This window comes from Caballeronia pedi (assembly GCF_001544915.2).
In the GTDB taxonomy this organism is placed as follows: Bacteria; Pseudomonadota; Gammaproteobacteria; order Burkholderiales; family Burkholderiaceae; genus Caballeronia; species Caballeronia pedi.
This window is the reverse complement of record NZ_FCOE02000003.1, coordinates 72573-96712: the sequence shown is the minus strand read 5'-3', so window position 1 is coordinate 96712 and position 24140 is coordinate 72573. Positions and strand designations below refer to the sequence as shown.

Below are 24140 nucleotides of genomic sequence, written 5' to 3'. Positions count from 1 at the left end.
GACGCTGCCGGAGGCGCGTCAGTGAATCGATTCATAAAAAGCATCAAAATAAGCCGCTCAGAACTTGTGCACGAAGCCGATGCTCGCCACCGCCTGATTCTTCGACGATGACGGGTTCATTGTCTGGACCTGCGAAGCAAGCGTGCCGTCCGACGTCGCCGGCAGCGGACCGCCGACCGGGCGCGGAAACACCCCGCCGCCTGTCCGCAACCAGATCACTTCCAGATACACCGACGTGCGCTTAGAGAGGAACTGGTCGACGAGCAGGTTCACCTGATGCCAGTGCACCTGCGTAGGCCCATCGGGGCCGCCGGTGATGTTGTCGCTCGTGTAGGTATACGCCGCGCCGACCAGCAGAGTCGGCGTGACGGTGTAGCGCACGTTCGCTTCGTAGTTGTTGAAGCGATAGTTGATGCCGCTCGTGAGCGACGTGCCCACGTTGTTGTAGATCGCGTTGCTGTACATCAGGCTGAACTTCGCGGGCCCGAATATGTACGACGCGCCGATGCCCGCGATCTGCTCGCGCTTCGAGGTGATCGGCGCGTCGCAGCAGGTGATCGCGCCGCCCGTGTTGACCGTCGGCGTGGTGTTGACGCCGGGCCTGTCGTAGAGCGAATAAGCCGCCGCGATCGAGAACGGTCCCTGCGTATAGATGCTGCCCACCGACCACATGCGATTGTTCGAGAAGTCACCGGGCGCGTTGCTGAACGCGTACATCGCGATGCCGGTGAAGCCGTGAAAATTCGGCGAGGTGTACTTCACCGAGTTGTTCACGCGCAGGTAGTTGTCGGTGTTGTCGTTGTCGTAGGGATGCGAGAACATCACGCCGCCCCACGCGCCGTTGGACGTCATCGTCTGCAGCGTGCCGACGATGGCGTCGTACTGCCGCCCGAAGGTCAGCGTGCCGTACTGCGCGTTGGTCACGCCCATGTACGCCTGACGCCCGAACATGCGGTTGTTCTGGCCGAGCGCCCCGTTGACGGGATTGAAGCCGTTCTCCAGGGTGAAGATCGCCTGGGTTCCGCCGCCCAGATCTTCCGCACCTTTCAGGCCCCAGCGACTGCCGTACTCGCCGTTGCCCGTCAGTTGCACGGCGTGATGGCCGCCCTGATTCGACGACCACGTCAGCGCCTCGTTGATGACGCCATACAGCGTGACGGAACTTTGCGCGTGGGCCGCACAACTCGCGCCCGCGAGCGCGAGCATGCCGAGCGATCTGATCTTCACTGCTTCTCTCCAGACTGGCGTCGCCGATGGTCCGGTCGTGGCGACGATTGATGTTCGCGAATGAATCGATTCATATCGTGCGGATATTCATGCAGTCCACCGAATGTCCGGGGTCCGATTCAATCGCGTAGTGGGTTTGTTGCGCCGCTTACGCGGCCGCGCGCCGTCCTGCAAGTCCTCGGGGAATCGCAGCAAGCAGTTCCGCCGTGTAGCGTTCGCGCGGCGCATGCAGCACCTGGCTTGCGTGTCCGATTTCCACGAGCCGACCTGTCTGCATGACGGCGACGCGTTCGCACAGTTCACCGACGAGCGCGAGATCGTGGCTGATGACCACGAGCGTCACACCCGCCGTGCGATGCAGCTCGCGCAGCAAGCGGATGATCTCCGCCTGAATCGACACGTCGAGCGCGGAGGTCGGCTCGTCGGCGACGAGCAGCGTCGGCCGACGCGCCAGCGCCCGCGCGATGCCGACGCGCTGCCGCTGCCCGCCCGACAACTGATGCGGCAGACGCGCGAGCACCGCGCGCGGCAGGCGCACCATGTCGAGCAGATCGAGAATCGGCACACCGTCGCGGCCGATGGCTTCGGCGAGCGACGTGGCGACCGTCTTGCGCGGATTGAGCGAGTTCATCGTGCTCTGGAACACCATCTGCACCTGCTTGCGGAATGCGGCGAGATCGCCGCCCGCGAGCTGCACGATGGATCGGCCATTGAACTCGATATCGCCGCCAGTCGGTTCGATGAGGCGCACGATCATGCGCGCGACGGTCGACTTGCCGCTGCCGCTCTCGCCGACGATCGCGAGCGACTCCCCCGCCGCGACGTCGAACGAGAGCCCGGCTACGGCGTGAAAGTGCTCGCGCCTCAAGAGGCGCGCGAGCGCGGAGCGGCCCAGCGCATACGACTTGCCCACATCGGACAAACGAAGCAGCGGCACGGCGCGATCAGATTGCGGCATGATTGCGGCCCTCCCCGGTCATGGCCTCGCGCGGCAAACGCGGAATGCTGTCGATCAGCTGGCGCGTGTACGCATGCGCCGGCTGCATGAAAAGTTGCGCGACTTCGCCGTGCTCCACTACCTCGCCATGACGCAGCACGACGGCGCGCGAACACAGCTCCGCCATCAGATCGAGGTTGTGCGTGATGAAGACGAGGCCCATGTTCAGCTCGCGCACCAGCGAGCGCAGCAACGCGACGATCTGCGCCTGCACGGTGACGTCGAGCGCGGTGGTCGGTTCGTCGGCGATCAGGAGCGCGGGCTCGCAGACGATTGCCGCCGCAATCAGCGCGCGCTGCTTCATGCCGCCGCTCAGTTCGTGCGGATAGGCACGCGCCGCGCGACGCGGATCCCTGAAGCCGACCCGCGCAAGGATGTCTTCGATCTCACCCGCGAGCGCGCGGCCACGCACCGGCCGATGCGCGCGGATCACATCGGCGATCTGCGTGCCGATCGTGAATGCGGGATTGAGCGCGGTGCCCGGGTCCTGGAAGATCATCGACAGACGCTTGCCGCGCAATTCGCGCAGACGCGCTTCGCCGGCCCGCGCGAGGTCTTCGCCTTCGAAGACGATGCACCCGCCGGTCACGTGCCCGCCCGCACCGAGCAGGCCGAGCACGGCAAGCGACGCCACGCTCTTGCCCGAGCCCGACTCGCCAACGAGGCCAACCGCCTCGCCGGCGCTCACGGTCAGGTCGAGACCGTGCAGCACTTCGAGCGCATCGCGGCCGTGCCCGTAAGCGACCCGCAGCCCTTCCACCGATAGCAGCGCGCTGTTCATGCCGCACCTCCCTGCGTCGCGTCGGCCACGCGGCGTCGACGCCGCGGATCGAGGATCGTGCGCATGCCGTCGCCGACGAGATTGAACGCCAGCACGCTCGCGAACACCGCCGCGCCGGGAAAGATCGAGACCCACCAGAAGTCGGTGAAGATCAGCGCGCGCGAGTCGGAGAGCATCGCGCCCCAGCTTGGTGTCGGCGGCTGCACGCCCAGTCCGATGAAACTCAGGGACGCCTCGACGATGATCGTCACGCCGAGCAGCAGGGTCGCCTGCACGAGCACAGGCGAGATGATGTTCGGCAGCACGTCGGAAAGCACGATGCGCGTTGCGCTCGCGCCCTGAAGACGGCGCGCCGCGACGTATTCCGCCTGCACCTCGGCCCGCGCCAGACCATACGTGAGACGAGCGAGACCCGGCGCGTAGAGCACGCCGATCAGCAACACGAGCTTCGTCTCGTTGGAGAGCGCGATGCCCGCGACATGAATCGTGTCCGTTCCCGTGATGCCGACGAGTGCGATCGCCCAGATGAGCAGCGGAATCGATGCGAGCACTTCCATCGTTTTCATCAGCAGCTCGTCGGTCCATGTGCCCGCCTTGTAGCCCGCGATCAGGCCGATGGCCGTGCCGAGCACGACGCCGATCGCGACCGCCGCGAGCCCGATGGCAAGCGATGCCCGCGCGCCCCAGATCACGCGGCTCAGCATGTCGCGTCCGACCTGGTCCGTGCCGAGCCAGAACTCCGCGCCCGGCGCCTGCAAGCGATGGTCGATATAGAGCTTCAACGGATCTTTCAACGGCAGGAGCGGCGCACACAGCGCGACGCCGAGCAGCACGACGATCAACACGAGCCCGACCGCACCGGTCGGCTCGCGCATCAGGGCGCGCACGAAGCGGCCCGCGCCGCGCGCGGTGGCGGTCATCGCGGAAGGCCGTTCGGGCACGGCAGGCAAGGAGGAATCGGCCATCATTTGCGGTTCACCTTCGGGTCTAGCGCGCCTTGCACGAGGTCTGCGCAGCTGTTCGACACAATGAAAATCGTTGTGATCACGAGCACGATCGCCTGGACGGCGGGATAGTCGCGCTGAAAGATCGCGGTCAGGAGCGCGCGCGACACGCCCGGCAAGTTGAAGATCTGCTCGACGATGAGCGCCCAGCCGAACATGTAGCCGTAGCTCATCGCGGCCGTGCTCACGAGCGACGGCAACGCGTTCTTCAATGCATAGACGAGGATGCGTCCGCGCGGCAGTCCGAGCGCGCGCGCCGTGCGGATGTAGTCCTGCGAGAGCGCGTCGACCATGTTCGTGCGCACGAGACGGCTCAGCACCGCGATGTAATAGACCGACATCGTCAGCACCGGCAGTATCAGCGAGCCGAGGTGCGCGCCGATGCCGTCGGCCCACGGCACGCGTCCGCCGACCGGCAGCCAGCCCGTCTTGAGCGCGACATAGCGGATCAGCAGCAGCCCGAGCCAGAACGAAGGGATCGACAGACCGACGATCGCGGCGATCCGCAGGACATGATCGGCGGTGCCGTCTTCTTTCAATGCTGCGACCGTGCCGAGCAATATCGACATGACGAGCGTCAGCACGAACGACAGCGTGACCAGTTCGACGGTGCCCGGTAACGTATCGGCGATCTCCGGCCCGATGTCGTTGCCCGATACATACGAGCGCCCGAAATCGAGCGTCGCGGCGTGCGTGAGCCACGTTCCGTATTGCGCGACGACCGGCCTGTCGAGCCCGTGTTGACGGTTGAACGACGCGACCTGATCGGCGCTCGCGTCGCTGCCCAGCGTGAGGCGCGCGGGCGAAACGGGCGTCGCGCGGCACATCGCGAAGAGCAGCGCGCTCACGACGACGAGCAGCATAAGCGAGGACAGTAACCTGGCGAAGATTCTCATCGCATATCCCTCATGCCCGCCCGACGGACACGCCGCCGAGCGCGAGCGAGAAGCCCGTGTTCACCTCGAAGCCCTTCACTTCGCTGCGCCAGAGATTCTGAACTTCCAGTGCGCCGATCCAGACCGCGGGCGCATCGTGCGCGATCGTCTGCTGCATCTTCACGAGCAACGCCTTGAGCCCGGCGGGTTCGTCCGCGCCGTAACTCTTGTCGATCAGATCGACGAAGGCCGGATTGTCGTAGCCGGTCGCCTTCCATAGGCTCTCGGTCGGACGGAACAGCGCGTTCAGAAGGTAGGTCGCTTCCGGCGGCGCGATGAAACCCGTCAGCACCGCTTGATGATTCCCGACCATCGCCTGCGAAATCATCTGGCCGAAGTCGAGCGGCCGCAGATTGGCGCGCACGCCGATCGACGCGAGCTGTGACTGCATGAAGAGCGCGGTGGTCGAGGTATCGATCAGATACGCGGGCTGCACATACAGCAGATCGAATGATGCGTCCGTCGCGTATTTCGAGCGCGCAAGCGTGGCACGGGCCTTCGCCAGATCGAAATCGAGGCTCGCTGCGCTGGCCGCGTCGTACCACGGCGAATCCGGCGCGAACGGCATGCTGCTCGCCTTGACCGCGCCGTAGCACAGGTCGCGGCAGATTTTCACCCGGTCGAGCACGAGTGAGACGGCCTGACGAAACGCGGGATCATCGAACGGCGCCTTGCGCGTGTTGAGGCACAGCATCAGCGGACTCGTCGGCGACGGCCGGCTGTCACCCGCGATGCCCGTCGAGCGGCGAATCTGCCCGAAGAGCTGCGCGGGCGGCGCGCTGATGACCTGCGTCTGCATCGACATCAACGAAGCGAGCCGCGACGACTCCTCTGGAATGATGCGGAACATCACGCGCTCCCATTGCGGCTCGCCACGACGCCAGTAATTCGGGTTGCGGCGCAGCTCGACGAAATCGTTCGCCCGCGACTGCACGAAAATCCCCGGCCCCGTGCCGACGCCCACGGGCGCATGACGGAAGAAGTCGCCCGGATGCTGCTCGCGGCTGCCTGCCGGAAAGATGCCCATATACTTAGACATGTAGTCGAGCAAGGGCCGATACGGCCGCTTCAGGCGAATCACGACGGTGTTGGCGTCCGGCGCCGTCACCGAATCGATGACGGTCCAGAACGGGCGTCGAAAAGCCTTGTGCGCGGGATCGAGCACGTAATCGAAGCTGTATTTGACATCGGCGGACGAAAACGGCTGGCCGTTCTGGAAGGTCACGCCGCGTTCCAGATCGAACCGATACGTCAGACGGTCAGGCGAGATGGTCCACGCGCGCGCCAGTTGCGGCACGCGCTGGCCGTGGGCATCGATGCCGACGAGATTCTCGAAGATCAGCTGGTTGATCGCCATCACGTCGTGATTCGGCTGATTGATCGGATCGAGCGTCTGCGGATTGCTCGGGATCCCGACCGTCAGCACGCCGCCCTGCGCCGCCAGTGCCCGCTGGCCGAAAGCGAGCGGCAGCGACCAGCCCGCGAGCCCCGCCGCGCCCATTCGAAGCATCTGTCTACGGGTTCTGTCGAAACTCATTGATGTCCTCTGTGTCCCCGTTCTGGCCTTCGTGAATCGATTCACTAACAATACGAACCTGATACTTACACGTCAACCAATCAAAAATGAGGAACGCCGGAAATGCGATTGCAGCCGGCGAAATGCGATGAAAATCTGCCGCGCGCCCTTCGTTCGCCATCTAGATGAATCGATTCACGAAAGATCGCCGATCTGAGACACGCTGTCAAATCGGGTTGACCCTGATAGGCTCAGCCGGGCTGAACGGTCCGCGCCCGGCGGCGACCCGGCGTGGCGGCCGCGGCCGGCGGCGCGGCGCACGATTCGCGGATGATCATGCGCATCGGATGCCGCGACCGTCGAATGCCCGGCGGCGCGGTGCCGTCGAGCAGTTGCAGCATGAGATCCGCCGCTTCCCTGCCGATGTCGCGCGACTCCTGCGTCACGACGGTCAGCGCCGGCGCGCAGAGGCTCGCGTACTGATGATCGCCGACCGACACGACCGAGAAATCGCGCGGCACGTTCAGGCCGAGATCGCGTGCGGTCTGCAGCACCAGCGCGGCGTCGTTGAGCGGAGCGACCATCGCGGTCGGCCGCGACGGCCCCGCGAGCAACGCGTGACAGGCGGCTTCGTCGAAGGCGTCGGTCCGCCGGATGAGCGCGGAATCCACTGCGATGCCGGCGGCTTCGCACTCGACGGTGTACCCGCGCACCATCTCCCGCCCGACCCACGTGTGCTCGTGGCCCGCAACCAGCCCGATCCGCCTGTGTCCGAGCGACGCCAGATAACGCACGGCCTGACGGCAACCGTCGGCGTGATCGGTCAGCACCGAATGGAACTGGCCTTGCGCATCGCGCTCCCACAGCACGACCGGCATGTTCAGCGTATGGAGGATGTTGTAGTACGAGGGCGTCTCGTCATCGGAGATCACGCCGATCAGCCCGTCGAGGCGACGCTGGCGCAGGCTTTCGAGAAAGGCGCGCTCGCGCTCCAGGTCGTAGTGCGAATTGGCGATGAGAATCTCGTAGCCGCGCTCGCGCAAGCGGGTTTCGGCGGCGCTTACCATCTGCGCCGCCGTATGCTGTGCGATATCCGAGATCAGGCACGCGATCGCCTTCGAGCTCCCGCTGCGCATGCTGCGCGCCACCGCATTCGGCACGAAATTCAGCCGTGCGACCGCTCTCGTCACGGCCTCGCGAATTTCCGGGGCGACGTTGTCGCGCCCGTTGAGTACACGTGATACCGAGCCCACGGAAACCTTGGCGAGACGCGCGACGTCCTGGACGGTCGGCGACCCTTGTGGCGACTTGCGGCTGCGCGTGGACGGCGGTGCGGACTCTGGTGTTTTCAGCTTCGGCATAGGCACTGATCGGCATCGACGAAAGTTTCGAATCGCATTTGGTGAATCGATATATTGCGATTATAGGCCTTGCTCTCCGTTCTGGATGAAGCTAGAAGCCGAAAAATGGCGGACTGCGGTCGTGAGGAAATTTCACGGTTCGTCCAATAATTCCCTGCTTCAATTCCGGGTCACGCTATCGGACACCTCACGTGCTCTTCGCGCTGCATCACTGAGACAGGAACGATGCCACGTGTATCGGAGTACCGAAGGTTCCCGACCACTTCGCAGTTCATGCGAAGAATGACAGTGTCTCCCTCCATTGGTGTCTAGCGCAGTCGAGTGTGACCGTGGTCAGTCCAATCTCGTAGGTTTTGCCATCTGGCGTTTGCCTTGTCCCGCTATCCGTCGCCGGACGCATTGAATGCGTAAGAATTACGCTCACGTCAGCGCGGATAGAAGTATATTGAAAGCTTGCGGGAATCGGATCGGAGGGCGGTATGGCTTCCCGAAAGCAAAATTCGACGCGGTCGCATGGTGATGCGCCGGTCCCGGCGGGAGCGTGGGCCTGGGTCGGCGACCCGGCCAATCAGAAGACGCTGCGATTCCTCGGCGCCGCCATTGCTGGTGCAGTCGCGCTGCTCGTCACCGCGGGCGTCATCGGGCGTTCCGAGAAGGCGCCCGAGGCGCGTCACGAGAACGCATCCCAACCGGTCGCCCACAAAGCGACGTCTCCGACAATTCAAAATGCTGTCGCCGCGAGCGGCGGAGCCGCGACGAATGTCCTTGGTGACGGCAACCAGATCTCGATAGGCGCGGGCAAACCGTGAGATCGGTCCGGGTCCTTTCCGTTGTCGCGGGCCTGTCGGCATGGTTGCCGGGCTGCGTTGGAATCACGCTTGCCGCCGACGCCGAACCCGGTCCATCGCAGGAAGCGACAGCGGGTCCGGGCGGTGTGGCGCTAAACATCTACGGTGACCGGAATGTCGTGAGCGTCAGTCTCGCCGACCCGCAGGTGAAGGCGATCGTCGCTCGGCTGATGGCGACCAGCACGCGAATCCAGAAACGGCAAAAAGGACAAGACGACAGGCTGTCGGAAATCGGACGGCAGATGGAAGATGTCCGGCAGGCCGTCGCATCGATCGTGGCGGCGTCTCGGCAACCGAACGCCGACAAGTCCAGCCTGGAAACGGTGAGCCTGCTCTCGGCGGGCCAGATCGAACCGGCGCAAAAGCTCTTGAAGGCGCAGGAAGATGCAACTCTTCACGCCACCGACCAACATGGTTCGGATGATTCGACGCCGCGGCAGCGAGCGGCTGAACTCGCGATGGATCAGGCCGCACTGGCGTCGCTGAGCGACACGCAGGCCGCGATCGCCGCCTACCAGAGGGCGAGCCAGTACGAGCCCGACAATCCGTGGACGCTTATGAAACTCGGCGACCTTCAGATGTCGGCCGGTCGGACTTCGGACGCACTCGCGACTTTCGAGCAGGCGAAAGCAATTGCCGGACAGCGGCGGTCACCGAAGTTGGGTCCAGGTAAGTTCGAACACGAGGTGTCGGCGGCATCCCTTCGATCCGGCGATGCGATGGCCGCGCTTGGCGACAACGACGGCGCGCTCGCGCAGTATCGCGAGGGCTTGAAAGCATCCGAACTTTTCGACGACGCCAGTCCGGATTTCACCGGATTATTGTGGGCAAGGGCTGCGCTGCATCAACGGATTGGCGACGTGTTTGTCGTCAAGCGCGACTTCGCACGTGCGTTCGACGAATATCAGCGGTCAGTGCAAATTCGAAAACGAATCGTGGCAGCGAGGCCATCCGATTCGAGGCTTGCACTGGGTCTCGCCTCGACTTATCAGAAGATCGGCGACTTGCTCACCAAGCAAGCGGATTACGAGCGGGCGATTCGCGCGTATCAAGAGGCGGCCGCGGCGGTGCCGGCTTCGACCGAGACTGGTTCCGCATCGTTGAACAATACGCTCGCGAGAATTTACCAAAGAACCGGCAATGCGGAATTACATAATGGCGATCGAGTCAACGCACGTCGGAGTTTCCTTCAGGCTTTGACTTTTCAAAAATCACTGGTCGCCCAGGACCCGAAGAACGCGGAATGGCAACAGGAATTGGCGTTCACCCGCATGAGAATCGGTGACCTCGAAATGGGCGGTGGCAGTCATGAGCAAGCGCTCACCGAATATAGGGAGGCGCTTCGCATTTCTATCGAGCTTGCGGCGATCGATTCAAAGAACGTGGATTCCGAGCGCCGAGTCGCGGTTTGCGAGAGGAAAGTGGGCGTCGCCCTTTACGCGCGCGGAGATAGCGATGGCGCGCTGGCGTCGTTGCACCGATCAGTGAAATTGAGCGAGAAACTCGTCGGACAAGAGCCGACCAACCCGGACTGGCGAACCGATCTCGCACTCACTTATTGGCGGCTCGGAATGGTGGAACACGGTCAACCGCTCGAAGACCGCACGAAGTATCTGGAAAAGAGCGTCGAAATATTCAATGAGCTGAACGAGAAAGGCGAACTTGCGCAAGACGACCGGAAATACGCGGCCGGCGCTTCGAGCGATCTCAATCAACTACGGCGTCGCCAGTCGTCCGGTTCGGCGCGCTCGGGCGTCTGAGCTGCCTCGTAATCCTTTGGTGGATCGACCGGCGGTACGGGCGCGTAAAGGACCGTCCGTTGTATGGATCCCTAGCGCCACAATTGCGGCAGTGAGCTTCGCGACTCCTGAGTGAAACCCAACCGCCACTCCTCGCCCTCACACGTAACGCTCGTTCCCGTGATGAACTGATGAGCGATCAGCGCGTATCGGAGTAATGAATCGCATCGAGTTTTTGTCCGTGGGGTGATATCCCTTGCTTCGAGGACCCACGGTGCGAACACCGTGCGTATTTCACGCCAAACCGAACACTGATTCCACGGTAAACCGAGTACGGATTCCACAGCAAAGCGAGCGCCGATTCCAAGGCATACCGAGCAGGAATTCCACGACTGCCCGAGCGCGAATTCCACGCGTAACCGAGCAGTAAGGTGCAGGGACGGCGACGCGGATAACCATGGCACTCTCGACGATTTTGTCGGGCGGCCGAATGTCGAATAAAAGGCGGGAGGGCAACTCGGACGATGACCTACTGTTCCCCGGCAGCCTGCTCACGCAGGCGGCGCGCTTCGTCGCGCAGGAACTGCTGGTAATCGTCCAGATCACCGTCGAAGGGCTCTACGCCACCCTTGGTGACGAGCCAGAACTCGTCACACACTGCGCGCAGCAGGGACCGGTCGTGACTGACCAGCATCACTGTGCCTTCGAATTCGTTGAGTGCCATGCCTAGCGCTTCGCGTGTTGCCAGGTCGAGATGGTTCGTAGGCTCGTCGAGCAGCAGCAGGTTTGGACGCTGCCAGACGATCATGCACAACACGAGCCGCGCCTTTTCGCCGCCGCTCATGGTGCCGACCGCCTGATGGACCATGTCACCACTGAAGTTGAAGCTGCCGAGAAAAGTGCGAAGCGATTGCTCGGTGCCACTCTGGCCGGGCGCGCGCATGTGCGCCGGCGTGTCCCTGGCAAGGCGGATCATGTGTTCCATCGGCGTGTCCAGAGGACGCAAGACGTCGAGTTCCTGCTGTGCGAAGTAGCCGATGTTAAGGCCTTTGCCTTCGCTGATTTCGCCGGCAATCGGCGCCAGCTCGTGCGCCACCGTCTTCACCAGCGTTGACTTGCCCTGGCCGTTGGCACCGAGAATGCCAATGCGCTGCCCGGCGAGCACGGATCGGTTGATACCCCGCACGATGACCGTCGGCGGCGTGCCCGGCTGTGCGTCGGCCGGCGCTGGATAGCCGAAGGTCGCATCCAGCATCGATAAGAGCGGGTTCGGGACGTTGAGCGGTTCCTTGAACTCGAAGCTGAACTCTGCGTCGGCAAGCACGGGTGCGATCTTTTCCATGCGTTCGAGCGCCTTGACCCGGCTCTGCGCCTGCTTCGCCTTCGAGGCCTTCGCCTTGAAACGGTCAATGAATTTTTGCAGATGGGCGATTTTTTCCACCTGTTTGGCCATCGCCGCCTGCTGCAACACGAGTTGCTCGGCGCGCATGTCTTCGAACTTGCTGTAATTGCCGCCATAGCGCACGAGCTTGGCGTTGTCGACGTGCACCGTGACCTGCGTCACCGCATCAAGGAATTCGCGATCGTGGCTGATCACGACCAAGGTTCCCTGATAGCGCTTGAGCCACGCTTCCAGCCAGACCAGCGCGTCGAGGTCAAGGTGATTGGTCGGCTCGTCGAGCAGCAGTAAGTCGGACGGGCACATGAGCGCGCGCGCCAGTTGCAGTCGCATGCGCCAGCCGCCGGAGAAACTGTTGACCGGCTGGCTAAGCTGCGCATCACTGAAACCAAGGCCCAGGATCAGCGCCTGGGCGCGTGCCGGAGCATCGTGCGCCCCAGCGTCGTGTAGGTCCATGTAGGCGTGCGCCATGCGCATGCCATCGTCACTGGCTTCGGCGGCGGCTACTTCGGCCTGCGCGGCCAGCAGCACGGTGTCACCCTCGACAACGAAGTCGGTCGCGCTCTGCTCGGTCTCCGGCATCTCCTGTGCGACCTGGCCCATCTTCCACGCAGATGGAATCGAGAACTCGCCTCCGTCCTCGTGCAGCGTGCCGTTGAGAAGACCGAAGAAGGATGACTTGCCGGCCCCATTGCGGCCAACCAGGCCAATCTTTTCGCCGGGGGTGAAGGTGACGGACGCGCGGTCGAGCACGACATTGACGCCGCGGCGCAGCGTGACATTACGGACGGAAATCATAGGGAGCTACTTCGGAGAGGAAAGGCATGATAGCCCAACCGACGCACAGGCCTGTCGCTTTTCCAGCCGCAGAGCGCAGGGTCGCTGCGATTTGCGGCGCCCACCGGCCCACAAAGCGCGACGAGTACTGGCGCACCGGGCTTTCCGGCGGCGGAGCCGGCCAACATACGGTGATGACGGTTAGGACGCGTTCTCCTCGAGAACTCGCGCTCACTTCACATCTGACGTGCGCTTAACGGATCCGTCGGCTTGCGGAACCTCGAGCGGTTTTACTTCAACTGGCGCAGTGCCATCTTTCTTGAGACCGAGCTTATCCGCGGTCTGCGGCGACACATCGACGATGCGATCTTTCGCGTACGGACCGCGATCCTTGATCTCGACGACTTCGCTGCTGCCATTCTCCAGGTTCGTTACGCGAGCCTTGGTGCCGAGCGGAAGCGTCTTGCTCGCTGCCACGTTGGACTGCGGGTTCATCTGCGATCCATCGGCCATCTTCTTCTTGTAGAACTTGCGACTGTAGTACGAAGCTTTGCCCTTTCTGGCTCGACCTGAGTGGTCCAGATGCGAACCGCTTGCCGCTCGATGCTCGGCCTGGCTCGGAGCAATCTTTTCTTCCGCACGGAGCGCCATGCTCATGCAGCACGTCAGAAGCGGAATCAGAAGTAAGCACGGACCGATTCGACCAGCGTTCATTTTCTGCTCCTCGTCATCTTGCCGGATTCATACAAGCAGCGCCCTTTAGACGACCTCAGCCTTATCGATGTTGCAAAGCGCGAGTGCCTGGGGCAACTACCCCTCGCAGTTTTCGGGCCGTTTTAGTCTGGAAATTGCCTTGGCAACCAGCGAACTCCGGCTGGGATTGAAGCGTCGGGAAGTTTTTATTCATCTGCACAATAGTAGAGAAGGAACACAGAGACGCGCCTCGATCAGGTCACTGGACCTGATGTCCTGTTCGAATCACAAACCTGATTACACGGACTTCGTTCTCCGCGCTGGCGTCGCCGAGTCCGCGAACAAGTCGATCACCACGTTGCGCAGCCATCGATTGCCCTCGTCTTGATTGACTCGCGCATGCCAGAGCAAATGGATCGGAGCCTCGGGCAATGTCGAGGGCAATGCGCGCAGGCTCAGTGAGAACGGCGCTGCCAGTTGCAGGGCCAGTCGTTCGGGCACCGTGGCAATCAGATCGGTGCGTTGCAGAATGTAGCCGACGCTCATGAAGTGCGGCACCGTCAATCGAACACGGCGCTGCACGCCTCGCCGTTTCAGCCAATCGTCGACCTGACCGTGTCCAGTACCGGCGGAGACAACCACCAGATGCTCGGCTTTTCGCCATGCAGCGAGCGTGAGCGGCGCGTCTTCGAGCGCATGGCCGCGCCTGAACAGACAGACATACCGCTGATCGAACAGGCGCCGCTGATAGAAGCCGCCCTTGAGTTGTGGCAGCAGGCCGATCGCAAGATCGACCCGGCCCTCGGCCATCTCGTTGCCCAGATTGACGCTCGTGTCGCGAACGGTATTAAGCGCGATGCCTGGCGCCTCGCGCGACAGTCGCTCGACCAACGCGGGCAGAAACACGACCTCGCCTATATCCGTCATCCCGATCGTTACCTTGCGCGTGACACGCAGCGCATCGAAACCCGTCTCGGGATTGAGTGCGGCATGCAGCGTCGAGAGCGCATGAGAAACAGGCTCTGCCAGACGGATCGCGAATGGCGTAGGCACTACGCCGCCCGGCGCACGCACGAACAGCGGGTCATCGAGCAGACGACGCAGTTTGGCCAGCGCGTTGCTGACGCCGGGCTGACTCATGTTCATCTGCTCGGCCACCGTCGCCACGCGCCGCTCCTGCATTAACCGTTGGAAAAGCAGCAGCAGATTGAGATCAACTTCACTCAGTTCCATGATTTCGGTCCCTCGACATCATTGATTTCAGTGATGAAGTAGATTTCCCTCATTTTATTGTGGAATGGACGGCCAGTAACGAGAATTCGGACAAGGCGCACACATCCCATTTCTTTAGAGGACGCATGCCGCGCCGACCAGCGACACAATCTGAATATCGGAGACATCCCATGGAACAGCTGGATCTGAAGATCGCAATCGTCGGTGCTGGCATCGGCGGCCTGACCCTCGCGCTCGCATTGCGGGAATATGGTATCGACGCGCAGTTGTACGAGCAGACCGACGAGCTTCGCGAGGTCGGAGCGGCCGTCGCGCTGTCGGCGAATGCGACGCGGTTTTATGAGCGAATGGGACTGCGCGCAGCGTTCGATGCGGTATGCGCTGAAATACCCGCGCTGATCTATCGGGACGGGCGCAGCGGCGAAGTGATCGGACAGCATCGCGGCGAACCGAGCTATCGCCAGCAGTTCGGCGGTTCGTATTGGGGCGTGCATCGCGCGGATCTGCAGGCCGTGCTGTCCCGAGCCGTCGGCATCGAACGCATCAATCTCAGCCATCGACTGACCGATCTCGTGCAGCATCCGGATCGTGTGAGTCTGAGTTTCGCCAACGGTCGGCAGATCGACGCCGACCTGGTGATCGGCGCGGACGGTGCGCGCTCGATCACGCGCCGCTGGATGCTCGGTTACGACGACGCCCTGTATTCGGGCTGCTCGGGTTTTCGTGGCGTGGTGCCGGCCGGCCGCATGGATCTCCTGCCCGATCCCGAGGCCATTCAGTTCTGGGTCGGACCGCAGGGACATCTGCTTCACTATCCGATCGGCGACAAAGGCGACCAGAACTTTCTGCTTGTCGAGCGCCATCCGTCACCGTGGTCATCGCGCGAGTGGGTCACGTCGGCGAGCGAGGGTGAGCAGTTGCGCCTGTTCAAGGGCTGGCATCCCGCCGTGGTGCAGATGATCACAGCGGTGCCCATCAGCCAGCGCTGGGGTCTGTTCCATCGTCCCCCGCTCGGGCGCTGGAGCAAGGGCCGCGTAACGCTCATCGGCGATGCCGCGCATGCGCTCGTGCCACACCACGGCCAAGGCGCCAATCAGTCGATCGAAGACGCCGTCGTGCTGGCCGCGCAACTGGCCAAGGCGGGCCCGGGCCGCTGGCGTGAGGCGCAGGAGGCATACGAGCGGTTGCGCCGTGGCCGCACGCGCAAGGTGCAATACGCTTCAATATCGACGGCTGACGTGTTGCATCTGCCGGACGGAGCGGAGGCGACGGCGCGCAACGCCCGCCTTCGCGCGCGCGACAGCCTGCTGCATCATCTGGACTGGATTCACGATTTCGACGCTCTCGAACAAGAGCCGACCGAACGCCAGGGCGGCACCTGGCTTTGAACTGCGCTCCTCGCGCTGACGCCTGGACAGCTATTTCAACTCTTCGAGGGTCGTTGCATGCCTGCCGTGGTCGCCGTGACTGTGGCGCCGTGCAACCGTAGCCACTGCGGTGCGAGTTTCGGAGCCCGACCGAAACTCGCATTCCCCGACACGCACAAACTACACTTGTAGGGATCGACCGTGCTGATCACCGACGCGGCACTCGCCGGCTCTCACGCGTTGCGTCAAGCCGAGTTTATTCAGCCGTGACGGAGAAACTAGCATGCGCCCGGTAAACGTCGATGTGGTGGAACAAAAGCGCCTGAACGACTCGCGTGAAGCGCAAGTACCGTGGAAGCATTGGGGGCCCTACCTTAGCGAGAGGCAGTGGGGCACGGTGCGTGAAGACTACAGTGACAACGGCGACGCCTGGAACTACTTCACCCACGATCATTCGCGTTCGCGCACCTACAGGTGGGGCGAGGACGGCCTCGGCGGACTGTGTGACGACCAGCAGCGCCTCTGCTTTGCCCTCGCGCTATGGAACGAGCACGATGCGATATTGAAGGAGCGCCTGTTCGGCCTCACCAATAGCGAGGGCAATCATGGTGAGGACGTGAAGGAGTATTACTTCTACATCGACAGCACGCCCACGCACTCGTACATGAAGTACCTCTATAAATATCCGCAGAGGGAATATCCGTACCGGGATCTGGTCGAGACCAACCGCAAAAGATCGCGGGAGGAGATGGAATACGAACTGCTCGACACCGGCATCTTCGACGATGACCGTTATTTCGACGTGTTCGTGGAATACGCGAAGGCCGCTCCGGAAGACATTCTCGTGCGGATTTCCGTGCACAACCGCGGACCGGAGGCGGCACGGCTTCGGGTCCTGCCGACGCTCTGGTTCCGCAACACATGGTCGTGGGGCGAGGACAATCGCAAGCCGTCCCTGCACGACGCGGGTGCTGGCGCCATTCGGGCCACGCATCATGATCTGGGCGAATATTGGCTCCATTGCGATGGCGCGCCGGAGACGCTCTTCACCGAAAACGAAAGCAATACGCAGCGCCTGTGGGGTCAACCCAACGCGTCGCCGTTCGTCAAGGACGCATTCCACGCCTACGTCATCTCAGGACAGCGCGACGCCGTGAATCCGGCCAGGACGGGAACGAAGGCGGCGGCCCATTACACCTGCGACATACCCGCCGGCGGCAGCGCGATCGTTCGCTTGCGACTCGCGTCATCCAGACTCGACGACGCCTTCGGCGGCTTCGATCAGATCTTCGATAGCCGCCTCGCCGATGCGAACGAGTTCTACGAGCGCATCACGCCCAAATCGCTGACCGAAGATCAGCGTCGGGTGCATCGTCAGGCGTTGTCGGGCATGTTATGGGGCAAGCAATACTACTACTTCGATCTCGAACTCTGGCTGCGCGAACACGGGAGCCACCCATTGCTCGACTCCGCACGGCGCGATGTGCGCAACACGGAGTGGTTCCACATGCTGAACGCCGACGTAATCTCCATGCCGGACAAGTGGGAATATCCGTGGTATGCGGCCTGGGACCTGGCCTTCCATACGATTGCGCTGGCGCAGGTCGATTTCGATTTCGCGAAGGAGCAACTGCTGCTGATGCTGCGCAGCCTCTACGTACACCCGAGCGGCCAGATTCCAGCCTACGAGTGGAACTTCAGCGATGTGAATCCGCCGGTGCATGCCGCCGCCACGCTCTGGCTGTACAAGTACGAGAGAGAACTGGGACGGGCCGACCCGCGTTTCCTGGAGCGCTCGTTTCAGGGGCTGATGCTTAATTTCAACTGGTGGGTGAATCGCAAGGATCCGTCGGGCCGCAATGTGTTCGCTGGCGGCTTTCTCGGTCTCGACAACATCGGTGTTTTCGACCGCAGCGCCGAGCTCCCGACCGGCGGATCGCTCGAGCAGGCGGACGGGACTGCATGGATGGCGTTCTACTGCCAGGCCATGCTGGAGATGGCCGTGATTCTGACCGAATACGACCCGATCTACGAAGAGGTCGCCTTCAAGTTCGTTCAGCATTTCATGTGGATCGCCTACGCGATGGACCGACGCGGGGAACACGACGACGAGATGTGGGATGAGGAAGATGGCTTTTTCTATGATCTGCTGCGGCTCCCCGATGGTCGGACGACGCGCCTGAAGATAAGGTCGCTGGTGGGGCTGCTGCCGCTGTGCGCGTCGACGGTGTTCGAATCGCAGTCCGTCACGCGCTATCCGAAGCTGCTGGAGATGATCGCGCAGTTTCGCAAACGCTATCCCGAATTGATCGCGCAGGTTGCCCCGACCGATAGCGGTTTCATCGGCTACAGGGAGCGCAGGCTTCTATCGATCCTGAACAAGCGCAAGCTCGAACGGGTGCTCGGCTACCTGCTCGACGAGAAGGAGTTCCTGGGGCCCCACGGCATTCGTTCGCTCTCGCTGTATCACCTAGAGCACCCGTATGTCATTCACGTCGGCGGACAGGAATACAAGGTGCAGTACTTGCCGGCCGAATCGAACACCGGCATGTTCGGCGGCAACTCGAACTGGCGCGGACCGGTGTGGATGCCGGTCAACTTGCTGATCGTCCGCGCGCTGGCAAACCTGTATAGCTTCTTTGGCGATGATTTCAAGGTCGAATGCCCGACCGGTTCCGGGCAACACATGACGCTCTTCGAAGTGGCGAAGGAGATCGAGCGTCGCCTGACCGGCACGTTCCTGCGCGACGCCCAAGGCAAACGGCCGGTGTACGGAGGAACGGAAAAATTCCAGAACGATCCGCACTGGCGCGACCTGATCCTGTTTTACGAGTACTTCCACGGCGACAACGGTGCTGGCCTCGGGGCCAGTCATCAGACCGGCTGGACGGGCCTGGTCGCTGCGCTGCTCGATTTGTTCGGGCGCGTCGACGCCAGAACCATGCTGGAAACGGATCGCGGGCGCGTGGTGTCCCACCTCGTCAGGGAGCAGGTGAGCGGAGAAGACTCTGGCAAGGTATGAGGAGCGCAGCATGTCCAGCGTACGCTACCCGGCGCTGTACCAGATCAACACTCGCGTCTGGCTGACTGAGTTGTCGCGCGCGTCGGGCGGGCGCGCGACACTCGACGATATTCCGGATGCCGAACTGGATCGCCTCGCCGCACTCGGCTTCGACTGGGTCTGGTTGCTGAGCGTCTGGCAGACCGGACCGGCGGCCCAGGCAATTTCTCGCGCTCATGCCGGCTGGCGCCGCGAATTCGCCGATACGCTGCCGGATCTCACGGACGACGACGTCGCCGGCTCCGGGTTTGCTATCCGGAGCTACACGGTTCATCGCGATCTGGGCGGCGCCGAGGCGCTCGCCCGCCTGAGGCAGCGGTTGCAGCAACGCGGATTGAAGCTGATGCTCGACTTCGTGCCGAATCACATGGCGCCGGATCATGACTGGATCGACACGCATCCGGACTACTTCGTGCACGGCGACGAGTCGGACCTGGCTCGCTCACCGTCGAACTATTGCCGCGTGCAGACAAGGAACGGGCCGCTAATACTCGTCTACGGCCGGGACCCCTATTTCGACGGATGGCCCGACACGCTGCAGCTCGACTACGGCAATCCAGAGTTGCAGCAGACGATGATCGGCGAACTGAAAAGAATCGCCGATCAATGTGACGGCCTACGCTGCGACATGGCCATGCTGGTCTTGCCCGACGTGTTCGAACGAACCTGGGGCATCCGCGCCGAACCGTTCTGGCCGAAAGCGATCGAGGCCGTGCGACGTGAGCATCCGCAGTTCCGGTTCATGGCAGAAGTGTATTGGGATCTCGAATGGACGATGCTCCAACAGGGCTTCGATTACGCCTACGACAAGCAGATGTACGACCGCTTGCGCGACGTGAACGCACGGCCGGTGCGCGAGCACCTGCATGCCGGACTCGATTACCAGGAGAAGCTGGCGCGCTTCCTGGAAAACCACGACGAGCCCCGAGCCGCGGCGACCTTCGAAACCGGCGAACATGAAGCCGGCGCCATCATCACATTTCTTTCGCCTGGCTTGCGCTTCTTTCACCAGGGTCAGTTCGAGGGCTGCAGGAAACGGATCTCGCCGCATCTGGTGCGGGCGCCACAGGAGCCCGTCGACGCAGGCTTGCAAGGGTTCTATGAGACCTTGATGACGGTGCTGCGGCAGCCGATCTTCCGAGACGGTACGTGGAGCCTCGTCGAAATCGTGCCAGCGTGGGAGGGCAACTGGACCTCGGATTGTTTTGTCGCGTGGGCCTGGCAGCGCGACGACGGCGAACGGCGGCTCGTGGTAGTCAACTACGCAGGAAACCAGAGTCAATGTTATGTGCTAATCCCGTTTGCCGACGTGACCGGCAGCACGGTGCGGCTGACGGACATGATGGGGCCAGCGAGTTTTGATCGCGACGGTAATGATGTCGTCTCGCGCGGCCTCTACCTGGATCTTCCGCCTTGGGGCTATCACGTCTTTGAGGTGACAGCATCATGAGGTGACAGAGCTTACGAGTATGAAGCGCCCTACGCTTACATGCGGAAACGCACAGCACCGATCGCAATGATCGTCACACGCGCGCTGTTGCGGACGTTTCGTCGAACGACTCAAGAAAACGCAGATTGATAGATCTTCGGTGTCACGCCGGTTTGCTGCTTGAAGACGCGCGTGAAGTGTGACTGGTCCGCAAAGCCGGTGCGAGCGCCGACTTCTGCAATAGGCCTGCCGTCGCGCAGCATCGGCATCGCTGCACGCAGGCGTTCCTGCTGCTGAAAGGCATGAGGACTCAGTCCCGCCTCGCGCACGAAAGCGCGTAACAGCACGAACGGCGTAACGCCAAACTCCGACGCAAGCGTCGACAACGTCACCCTCGCATGAAGGTCTTCGCGCAATCGACGCCTTATTGCACGTACCAGAGCAGGCTCGCTTCGCACTGAGGGCAGGTCACCGGAGCGCCCAGGCTGACGCGCGTACAAGCCAACGATAGCGCAGGCCAAGGCCTCGCTGCGCTTGAAAGGATCGTCGTTTTTCTCGGAACACCAGTTCACGCCGTAGAGGTGCCGCGACAACGCATTGTCGACGACAAACGGGCTTTCCAGTTCGAATCGCTCGCGCCGCGCAATGCCAAGCCGGTCACAGTAGGCGGCCAGTTCCGCAGGCTGCACATGTTCGACGCGCATCTTCCATCGGCCGTCACCGGCAGCGGCGCCTGAATGCACCACGTCGGCATCGATGACGATGACGTCACCGCGCCGGCATATGCGCCGCTGTCCCCGAACCTCGACCGCCAATTCCCCGCCGGTAATGACCGCGAGGCAATGCGTATCGTGCGCGTGCGGCGGATACCGGTGGCCGGCGAACTGGCCCTTCAGCATGACGGCGTCCATGACGTCGGGCGCGCGCCAGACCTTGACCGAACGAATCGCCGATGCAGCTTTCATGATGAAACCGTCCGTGGAAGTGCTCTGAACACGTCATCATAATCCTCGAGCAGTGGCATCGCGATGCGCGGTCGCGTCTCGTGACTATCGATGAAGTCGCACCAGCGCGCCAATGTGTCGGCCCGCTCAGCGTCCGAGCAATAGGGAACGTGCCAGGCGAAGAACGGTTCGACCACTTCATAGCCCACATATCCCAACGTGCCTTGCAGCAGATGACGCAGCATGCCGCTCGCCAGTTCACCATGAACACCTTGCGCGCCGAACATGTGTTCCCGACCACCCAGTGTCACGCCGATCACGGCGCGCTTGCCGACCATGCCACCTCGGCCGTAGATGCGCTTGCCGCCATACATCGCGCCCGACAGGAAGCAGCGGTCGATCCAGCCCTTGATCAGCGCGGGCACCGAGAACCAGTAAAGCGGAAACACCAGCATGAGCGTGTCGCTGGCCAGCAACGCCTCGACTTCTCGCCGCACGTCGGGTGCAAGCGCATCGTGCGCGAGCGCGTGCCGTTGCTCCAGTGCATAGACCAGATAGTCGTCGTTGGCGCGCTCGGTGAACTCGCTGGCGCGAACCACGGGATCGAAGTCGAGCGCATACAGGTCAGAGAAGCTCACATCGTGGCCGCGTAACTTTAGTACGCGTTCGGCTTCGCGGGCCATTGCCGAACAGAACGAGCGCGGCTCGGGGTGAGCGTGAACAAGGTGCACTTTAGCCATGAGGAATCGATCTCCAGATGCACGCCGGAATGAAGGCATTGAGATGGACGAACTCCCGCTCGATCGCCTCTCGCGCCGGTAACGTAGCGCCTTCAAGAATCAAACGCCGCGTGGTCTGCAAAGCACCCGGCGGTTTAGCGGCGAGGCGCAGGGCGTATTCGTTTGCAACGGCGCGCAAGTCCGCGTCCGGTACCACGCGGGACACAAACCCGTGCTGCAAGGCTTCCGATGCCGTTACCGCGCGGCCGCTCATCAGCCAGTCGCGTGCCGCGAGATCGCCTACCCTGCGAGCCAGCAACGCGGTCGCTCCCGCTTCGGGCACGATACCGAGATCGGAAAACGGAAACCGGAAAGTCGCGCTTTCGCCCGCAACCACCCAGTCGGCGTGTAACAGCATCGTTGCGCCGAATCCAACGGCCGCGCCGTTGACCGCGGCTATCAGGGGCTTGGTCTGCTCGGCGAACGCCACGATGCATCGCCGGATCGCACCGTCTTCGGCTTGCGGCCATAGCGTGCCGAACGCGGCGATATCGTGTCCCGCGCAGAAGCTCTCGCCGGTTCCCTGCAGCAGCACGCAGTGCACGCGTTCGTCGCCTTGTGCGAGGCGCAGCGAGTTCGCCAGCGCGTCGAACATCAGACCGTCGAGCGCGTTTCGCTTGTCGGGACGGGTCAAACTGACGGACCAGATCTGACCGATGCGCTCCGATGTAATCCGCGCTTCCATCACGCAAACAGCGAAAAACCGCCGACCAGTTTGCTGACACGGTTCCTGGGGCCGACCAGTCCGACCGCCAGATATTGAAGCGATTCGCCGGCGTGCGCCTCGACGGCTTCGAGGAACATAGCGTAATCCGTGGTGACCTGTCCTTGCACGGGAAAGTCCACAACGTCACACTGGGCGAGCGATTTCTGGCGAAGCTCTCTCAGTTGAAGGGCGGATGCTTTCAGTACCGGGATGCCGATGGGAATGAGTCCCGGATGCGCCGTGCCGTCCCGCTCGACCAAAGGTGCACCGACGAGACGGTTGTGGCGCTGGCCCAACGTGAACGCAACGACCGCCGCAGCGTTCGACGCCTTGCCCGGCGGCAGCGCTTCATCGACGACGATCACACAACGTTCCAGCTTTGGCGGCACTTTCTGCGCGTCCGCCTCGATTGCTTTGGTATGCAACAGCACTGTCTCTCTCCTGGAAAATCGACCTTGGAGAGCATGCTAGGCATTCCATTGCCAAAAGTATTGGACGATTTTGCAGCATGCCGAGCCTATCGCGCTGAGGTCGGCGCGGCCCGGCGCTGCGCGCACGCATCCGGATCAGCCTCTGCCGACGAACGGCATCTTTGTCGCCATGATCGTATGGAACAACACGTTGGCATCGGGCGGCAGACTCGCAAGATACGCGACCGAGCGCCCGACGATCGCCGCGTCGATCAGCGGCTCGGCTGCGAGTTCGCCGTTCGCCTGTGGCACGCCGTGCGCCATCGCCGATGCCAGCGCGCTGTGCGCATTGCCGACATCGATCTGACCGACGGCAATGTCATGCGCGCGACCATCGAGCGACGCGCAGCGCGTGAGGCCCGTGACGGCATGCTTGGTCGCCGTGTAGGCCGTCGAATTGGGCCGCGGCGCCCAGGCCGACAGCGAGCCATTGTTGATGATGCGGCCGCCGCGCGGCGTCTGCGCCGACATGATCCGGAACGCGCGCTGCAGGCAAAAGAACATGCCGTTGAGGTTCACGTCGACGACCCCGCGCCATTGCTCCGCTGTCCACGTATCGAAAGGCCCGGGCGGATTGCCGACGCCCGCATTGTTGAACAGCAGGTCGAGCCGGCCGAAATGCGCGACGACCGCATCGAACGACGAAGCCACCGCCGTCGCATCCGACACGTCGCACGATAGCGCGAGCGCGCGGCCTGCGAACTCGGGGTCATGCGCGATCTCGGAAAGCGGCTCGCGCCGCCTGCCGAGCAGCGCGATGGACCAGCCGTCGCGCAGCAACTCGATTGCAGCCGCCCTGCCGATGCCCGAGCCCGCGCCCGTCACGATGCCCACGCGCGGCCCCTGCGCGCCGTCCAGTCGATTCATGCGCGCT

20 protein-coding genes are annotated in these 24140 nt (G+C 62.8%); 5 read left to right on the top strand and 15 right to left on the bottom strand.

Annotation, left to right across the window (positions count from 1 at the left end):
* Positions 1 to 57 precede the first annotated feature (57 nt).
* The 7 genes from AWB80_RS05445 to AWB80_RS05415 form a co-directional block, all read right to left on the bottom strand.
* Positions 58 to 1206, bottom strand: coding sequence for a porin (locus AWB80_RS05445; protein ID WP_087131071.1), 1149 nt, complete (start codon positions 1204 to 1206; stop codon positions 58 to 60).
* 169 nt (positions 1207 to 1375) lie between these two features.
* Entirely contained in the window at positions 1376 to 2185 is an 810-nt protein-coding gene (locus tag AWB80_RS05440) for an ATP-binding cassette domain-containing protein (RefSeq protein WP_061173643.1), read from the bottom strand.
* A complete protein-coding gene (locus tag AWB80_RS05435) occupies positions 2172 to 3005 on the bottom strand; it encodes an ATP-binding cassette domain-containing protein (RefSeq protein WP_061173642.1) in 834 nt (277 codons plus the stop codon). Before AWB80_RS05435 ends, AWB80_RS05440 begins: the two co-directional genes overlap by 14 nt.
* Positions 3002 to 3973, bottom strand: coding sequence for an ABC transporter permease (locus AWB80_RS05430; protein WP_061173641.1), 972 nt, complete (start codon positions 3971 to 3973; stop codon positions 3002 to 3004). Before AWB80_RS05430 ends, AWB80_RS05435 begins: the two co-directional genes overlap by 4 nt.
* On the bottom strand, positions 3970 to 4905 hold the full coding sequence (locus AWB80_RS05425) for an ABC transporter permease (RefSeq protein ID WP_061173640.1): 936 nt from the start codon (positions 4903 to 4905) through the stop codon (positions 3970 to 3972). The genes AWB80_RS05430 and AWB80_RS05425 overlap by 4 nt, the downstream gene beginning before the upstream one ends.
* Before the next feature lie 10 nt (positions 4906 to 4915).
* Entirely contained in the window at positions 4916 to 6481 is a 1566-nt protein-coding gene (locus AWB80_RS05420; protein WP_061173639.1) for an ABC transporter substrate-binding protein, read from the bottom strand.
* A gap of 230 nt (positions 6482 to 6711) precedes the next feature.
* Entirely contained in the window at positions 6712 to 7821 is a 1110-nt protein-coding gene (locus AWB80_RS05415; RefSeq protein ID WP_061173638.1) for a LacI family DNA-binding transcriptional regulator, read from the bottom strand.
* Between the two features lie 479 nt (positions 7822 to 8300).
* Here AWB80_RS05415 and AWB80_RS05410 point away from each other — a divergent pair, with 479 nt between their 5' ends.
* Together AWB80_RS05410 and AWB80_RS05405 are read left to right on the top strand one after the other, a co-directional pair.
* Entirely contained in the window at positions 8301 to 8630 is a 330-nt protein-coding gene (locus AWB80_RS05410) for a hypothetical protein (RefSeq protein WP_061173637.1), read from the top strand.
* Complete coding sequence (locus AWB80_RS05405; RefSeq protein WP_143327957.1) at positions 8627 to 10429, top strand: tetratricopeptide repeat protein; 1803 nt, start codon at positions 8627 to 8629, stop codon at positions 10427 to 10429. Before AWB80_RS05410 ends, AWB80_RS05405 begins: the two co-directional genes overlap by 4 nt.
* Before the next feature lie 508 nt (positions 10430 to 10937).
* Here the strand turns inward: AWB80_RS05405 and AWB80_RS05400 are convergent.
* The 3 genes from AWB80_RS05400 to AWB80_RS05390 all read right to left on the bottom strand — a co-directional run bounded on the left by AWB80_RS05400 (position 10938) and on the right by AWB80_RS05390 (position 14510).
* Positions 10938 to 12605: an ABC-F family ATP-binding cassette domain-containing protein gene (locus AWB80_RS05400; protein WP_061173635.1), complete on the bottom strand. Its 1668-nt coding sequence runs from the start codon at positions 12603 to 12605 to the stop codon at positions 10938 to 10940.
* 210 nt (positions 12606 to 12815) lie between these two features.
* A complete protein-coding gene (locus AWB80_RS05395; protein ID WP_244206409.1) occupies positions 12816 to 13298 on the bottom strand; it encodes a septal ring lytic transglycosylase RlpA family protein in 483 nt (160 codons plus the stop codon).
* A 276-nt stretch (positions 13299 to 13574) separates the two neighbouring features.
* The gene (locus tag AWB80_RS05390) at positions 13575 to 14510 is read right to left on the bottom strand and encodes a LysR family transcriptional regulator (RefSeq protein WP_061173633.1); all 936 of its coding nucleotides are present in this window, start codon (positions 14508 to 14510) and stop codon (positions 13575 to 13577) included.
* A gap of 170 nt (positions 14511 to 14680) precedes the next feature.
* Here AWB80_RS05390 and AWB80_RS05385 point away from each other — a divergent pair, with 170 nt between their 5' ends.
* The 3 genes from AWB80_RS05385 (at position 14681) to AWB80_RS05375 (ending at position 20388) form a co-directional block, all read left to right on the top strand.
* Positions 14681 to 15898 carry an FAD-dependent monooxygenase gene (locus AWB80_RS05385; RefSeq protein WP_061173632.1) on the top strand — a complete coding sequence of 406 codons (1218 nt, stop codon included), beginning with the start codon at positions 14681 to 14683 and terminating at the stop codon, positions 15896 to 15898.
* A 262-nt stretch (positions 15899 to 16160) separates the two neighbouring features.
* Positions 16161 to 18899, top strand: coding sequence for an MGH1-like glycoside hydrolase domain-containing protein (locus tag AWB80_RS05380; protein ID WP_061173631.1), 2739 nt, complete (start codon positions 16161 to 16163; stop codon positions 18897 to 18899).
* A 10-nt stretch (positions 18900 to 18909) separates the two neighbouring features.
* Positions 18910 to 20388, top strand: coding sequence for an alpha-amylase family glycosyl hydrolase (locus tag AWB80_RS05375; protein WP_061173630.1), 1479 nt, complete (start codon positions 18910 to 18912; stop codon positions 20386 to 20388).
* Between the two features lie 110 nt (positions 20389 to 20498).
* Here AWB80_RS05375 and AWB80_RS05370 read toward each other — a convergent pair whose 3' ends face one another.
* From AWB80_RS05370 to AWB80_RS05350, 5 genes are all read right to left on the bottom strand, one after another.
* On the bottom strand, positions 20499 to 21332 hold the full coding sequence (locus tag AWB80_RS05370) for an AraC family transcriptional regulator (RefSeq protein WP_061173629.1): 834 nt from the start codon (positions 21330 to 21332) through the stop codon (positions 20499 to 20501).
* A complete protein-coding gene (locus AWB80_RS05365; RefSeq protein ID WP_061173628.1) occupies positions 21329 to 22051 on the bottom strand; it encodes an NAD(P)H-dependent oxidoreductase in 723 nt (240 codons plus the stop codon). Before AWB80_RS05365 ends, AWB80_RS05370 begins: the two co-directional genes overlap by 4 nt.
* Positions 22044 to 22775, bottom strand: a complete 732-nt coding sequence (locus AWB80_RS05360; protein WP_244206408.1) for an enoyl-CoA hydratase/isomerase family protein — start codon at positions 22773 to 22775, stop codon at positions 22044 to 22046. Before AWB80_RS05360 ends, AWB80_RS05365 begins: the two co-directional genes overlap by 8 nt.
* The gene (locus AWB80_RS05355; protein WP_244206407.1) at positions 22775 to 23227 is read right to left on the bottom strand and encodes a DUF2000 domain-containing protein; all 453 of its coding nucleotides are present in this window, start codon (positions 23225 to 23227) and stop codon (positions 22775 to 22777) included. Before AWB80_RS05355 ends, AWB80_RS05360 begins: the two co-directional genes overlap by 1 nt.
* 135 nt (positions 23228 to 23362) lie before the next feature.
* Positions 23363 to 24133, bottom strand: a complete 771-nt coding sequence (locus AWB80_RS05350; protein WP_061173626.1) for an SDR family oxidoreductase — start codon at positions 24131 to 24133, stop codon at positions 23363 to 23365.
* Positions 24134 to 24140: the final 7 nt, after the last annotated feature.

Bases quoted from the DNA above. Each gene is read 5' to 3' on its own strand.
- AWB80_RS05360 (WP_244206408.1), bottom strand. From the start codon at position 22,775: ATGGAAGCGCGGATTACATCGGAGCGCATCGGTCAGATCTGGTCCGTC.
- AWB80_RS05375 (WP_061173630.1), top strand. From the start codon at position 18,910: ATGTCCAGCGTACGCTACCCGGCGCTGTACCAGATCAACACTCGCGTC.
- AWB80_RS05445 (WP_087131071.1), bottom strand. From the start codon at position 1,206: ATGCTCGCGCTCGCGGGCGCGAGTTGTGCGGCCCACGCGCAAAGTTCC.
- AWB80_RS05435 (WP_061173642.1), bottom strand. From the start codon at position 3,005: ATGAACAGCGCGCTGCTATCGGTGGAAGGGCTGCGGGTCGCTTACGGG.
- AWB80_RS05390 (WP_061173633.1), bottom strand. From the start codon at position 14,510: ATGGAACTGAGTGAAGTTGATCTCAATCTGCTGCTGCTTTTCCAACGG.
- AWB80_RS05425 (WP_061173640.1), bottom strand. From the start codon at position 4,905: ATGAGAATCTTCGCCAGGTTACTGTCCTCGCTTATGCTGCTCGTCGTC.
- AWB80_RS05400 (WP_061173635.1), bottom strand. From the start codon at position 12,605: ATGATTTCCGTCCGTAATGTCACGCTGCGCCGCGGCGTCAATGTCGTG.
- AWB80_RS05430 (WP_061173641.1), bottom strand. From the start codon at position 3,973: ATGATGGCCGATTCCTCCTTGCCTGCCGTGCCCGAACGGCCTTCCGCG.
- AWB80_RS05365 (WP_061173628.1), bottom strand. From the start codon at position 22,051: ATGGCTAAAGTGCACCTTGTTCACGCTCACCCCGAGCCGCGCTCGTTC.
- AWB80_RS05370 (WP_061173629.1), bottom strand. From the start codon at position 21,332: ATGAAAGCTGCATCGGCGATTCGTTCGGTCAAGGTCTGGCGCGCGCCC.
- AWB80_RS05385 (WP_061173632.1), top strand. From the start codon at position 14,681: ATGGAACAGCTGGATCTGAAGATCGCAATCGTCGGTGCTGGCATCGGC.
- AWB80_RS05380 (WP_061173631.1), top strand. From the start codon at position 16,161: ATGCGCCCGGTAAACGTCGATGTGGTGGAACAAAAGCGCCTGAACGAC.
- AWB80_RS05410 (WP_061173637.1), top strand. From the start codon at position 8,301: ATGGCTTCCCGAAAGCAAAATTCGACGCGGTCGCATGGTGATGCGCCG.
- AWB80_RS05415 (WP_061173638.1), bottom strand. From the start codon at position 7,821: ATGCCGAAGCTGAAAACACCAGAGTCCGCACCGCCGTCCACGCGCAGC.
- AWB80_RS05350 (WP_061173626.1), bottom strand. From the start codon at position 24,133: ATGAATCGACTGGACGGCGCGCAGGGGCCGCGCGTGGGCATCGTGACG.
- AWB80_RS05420 (WP_061173639.1), bottom strand. From the start codon at position 6,481: ATGAGTTTCGACAGAACCCGTAGACAGATGCTTCGAATGGGCGCGGCG.
- AWB80_RS05395 (WP_244206409.1), bottom strand. From the start codon at position 13,298: ATGAACGCTGGTCGAATCGGTCCGTGCTTACTTCTGATTCCGCTTCTG.
- AWB80_RS05440 (WP_061173643.1), bottom strand. From the start codon at position 2,185: ATGCCGCAATCTGATCGCGCCGTGCCGCTGCTTCGTTTGTCCGATGTG.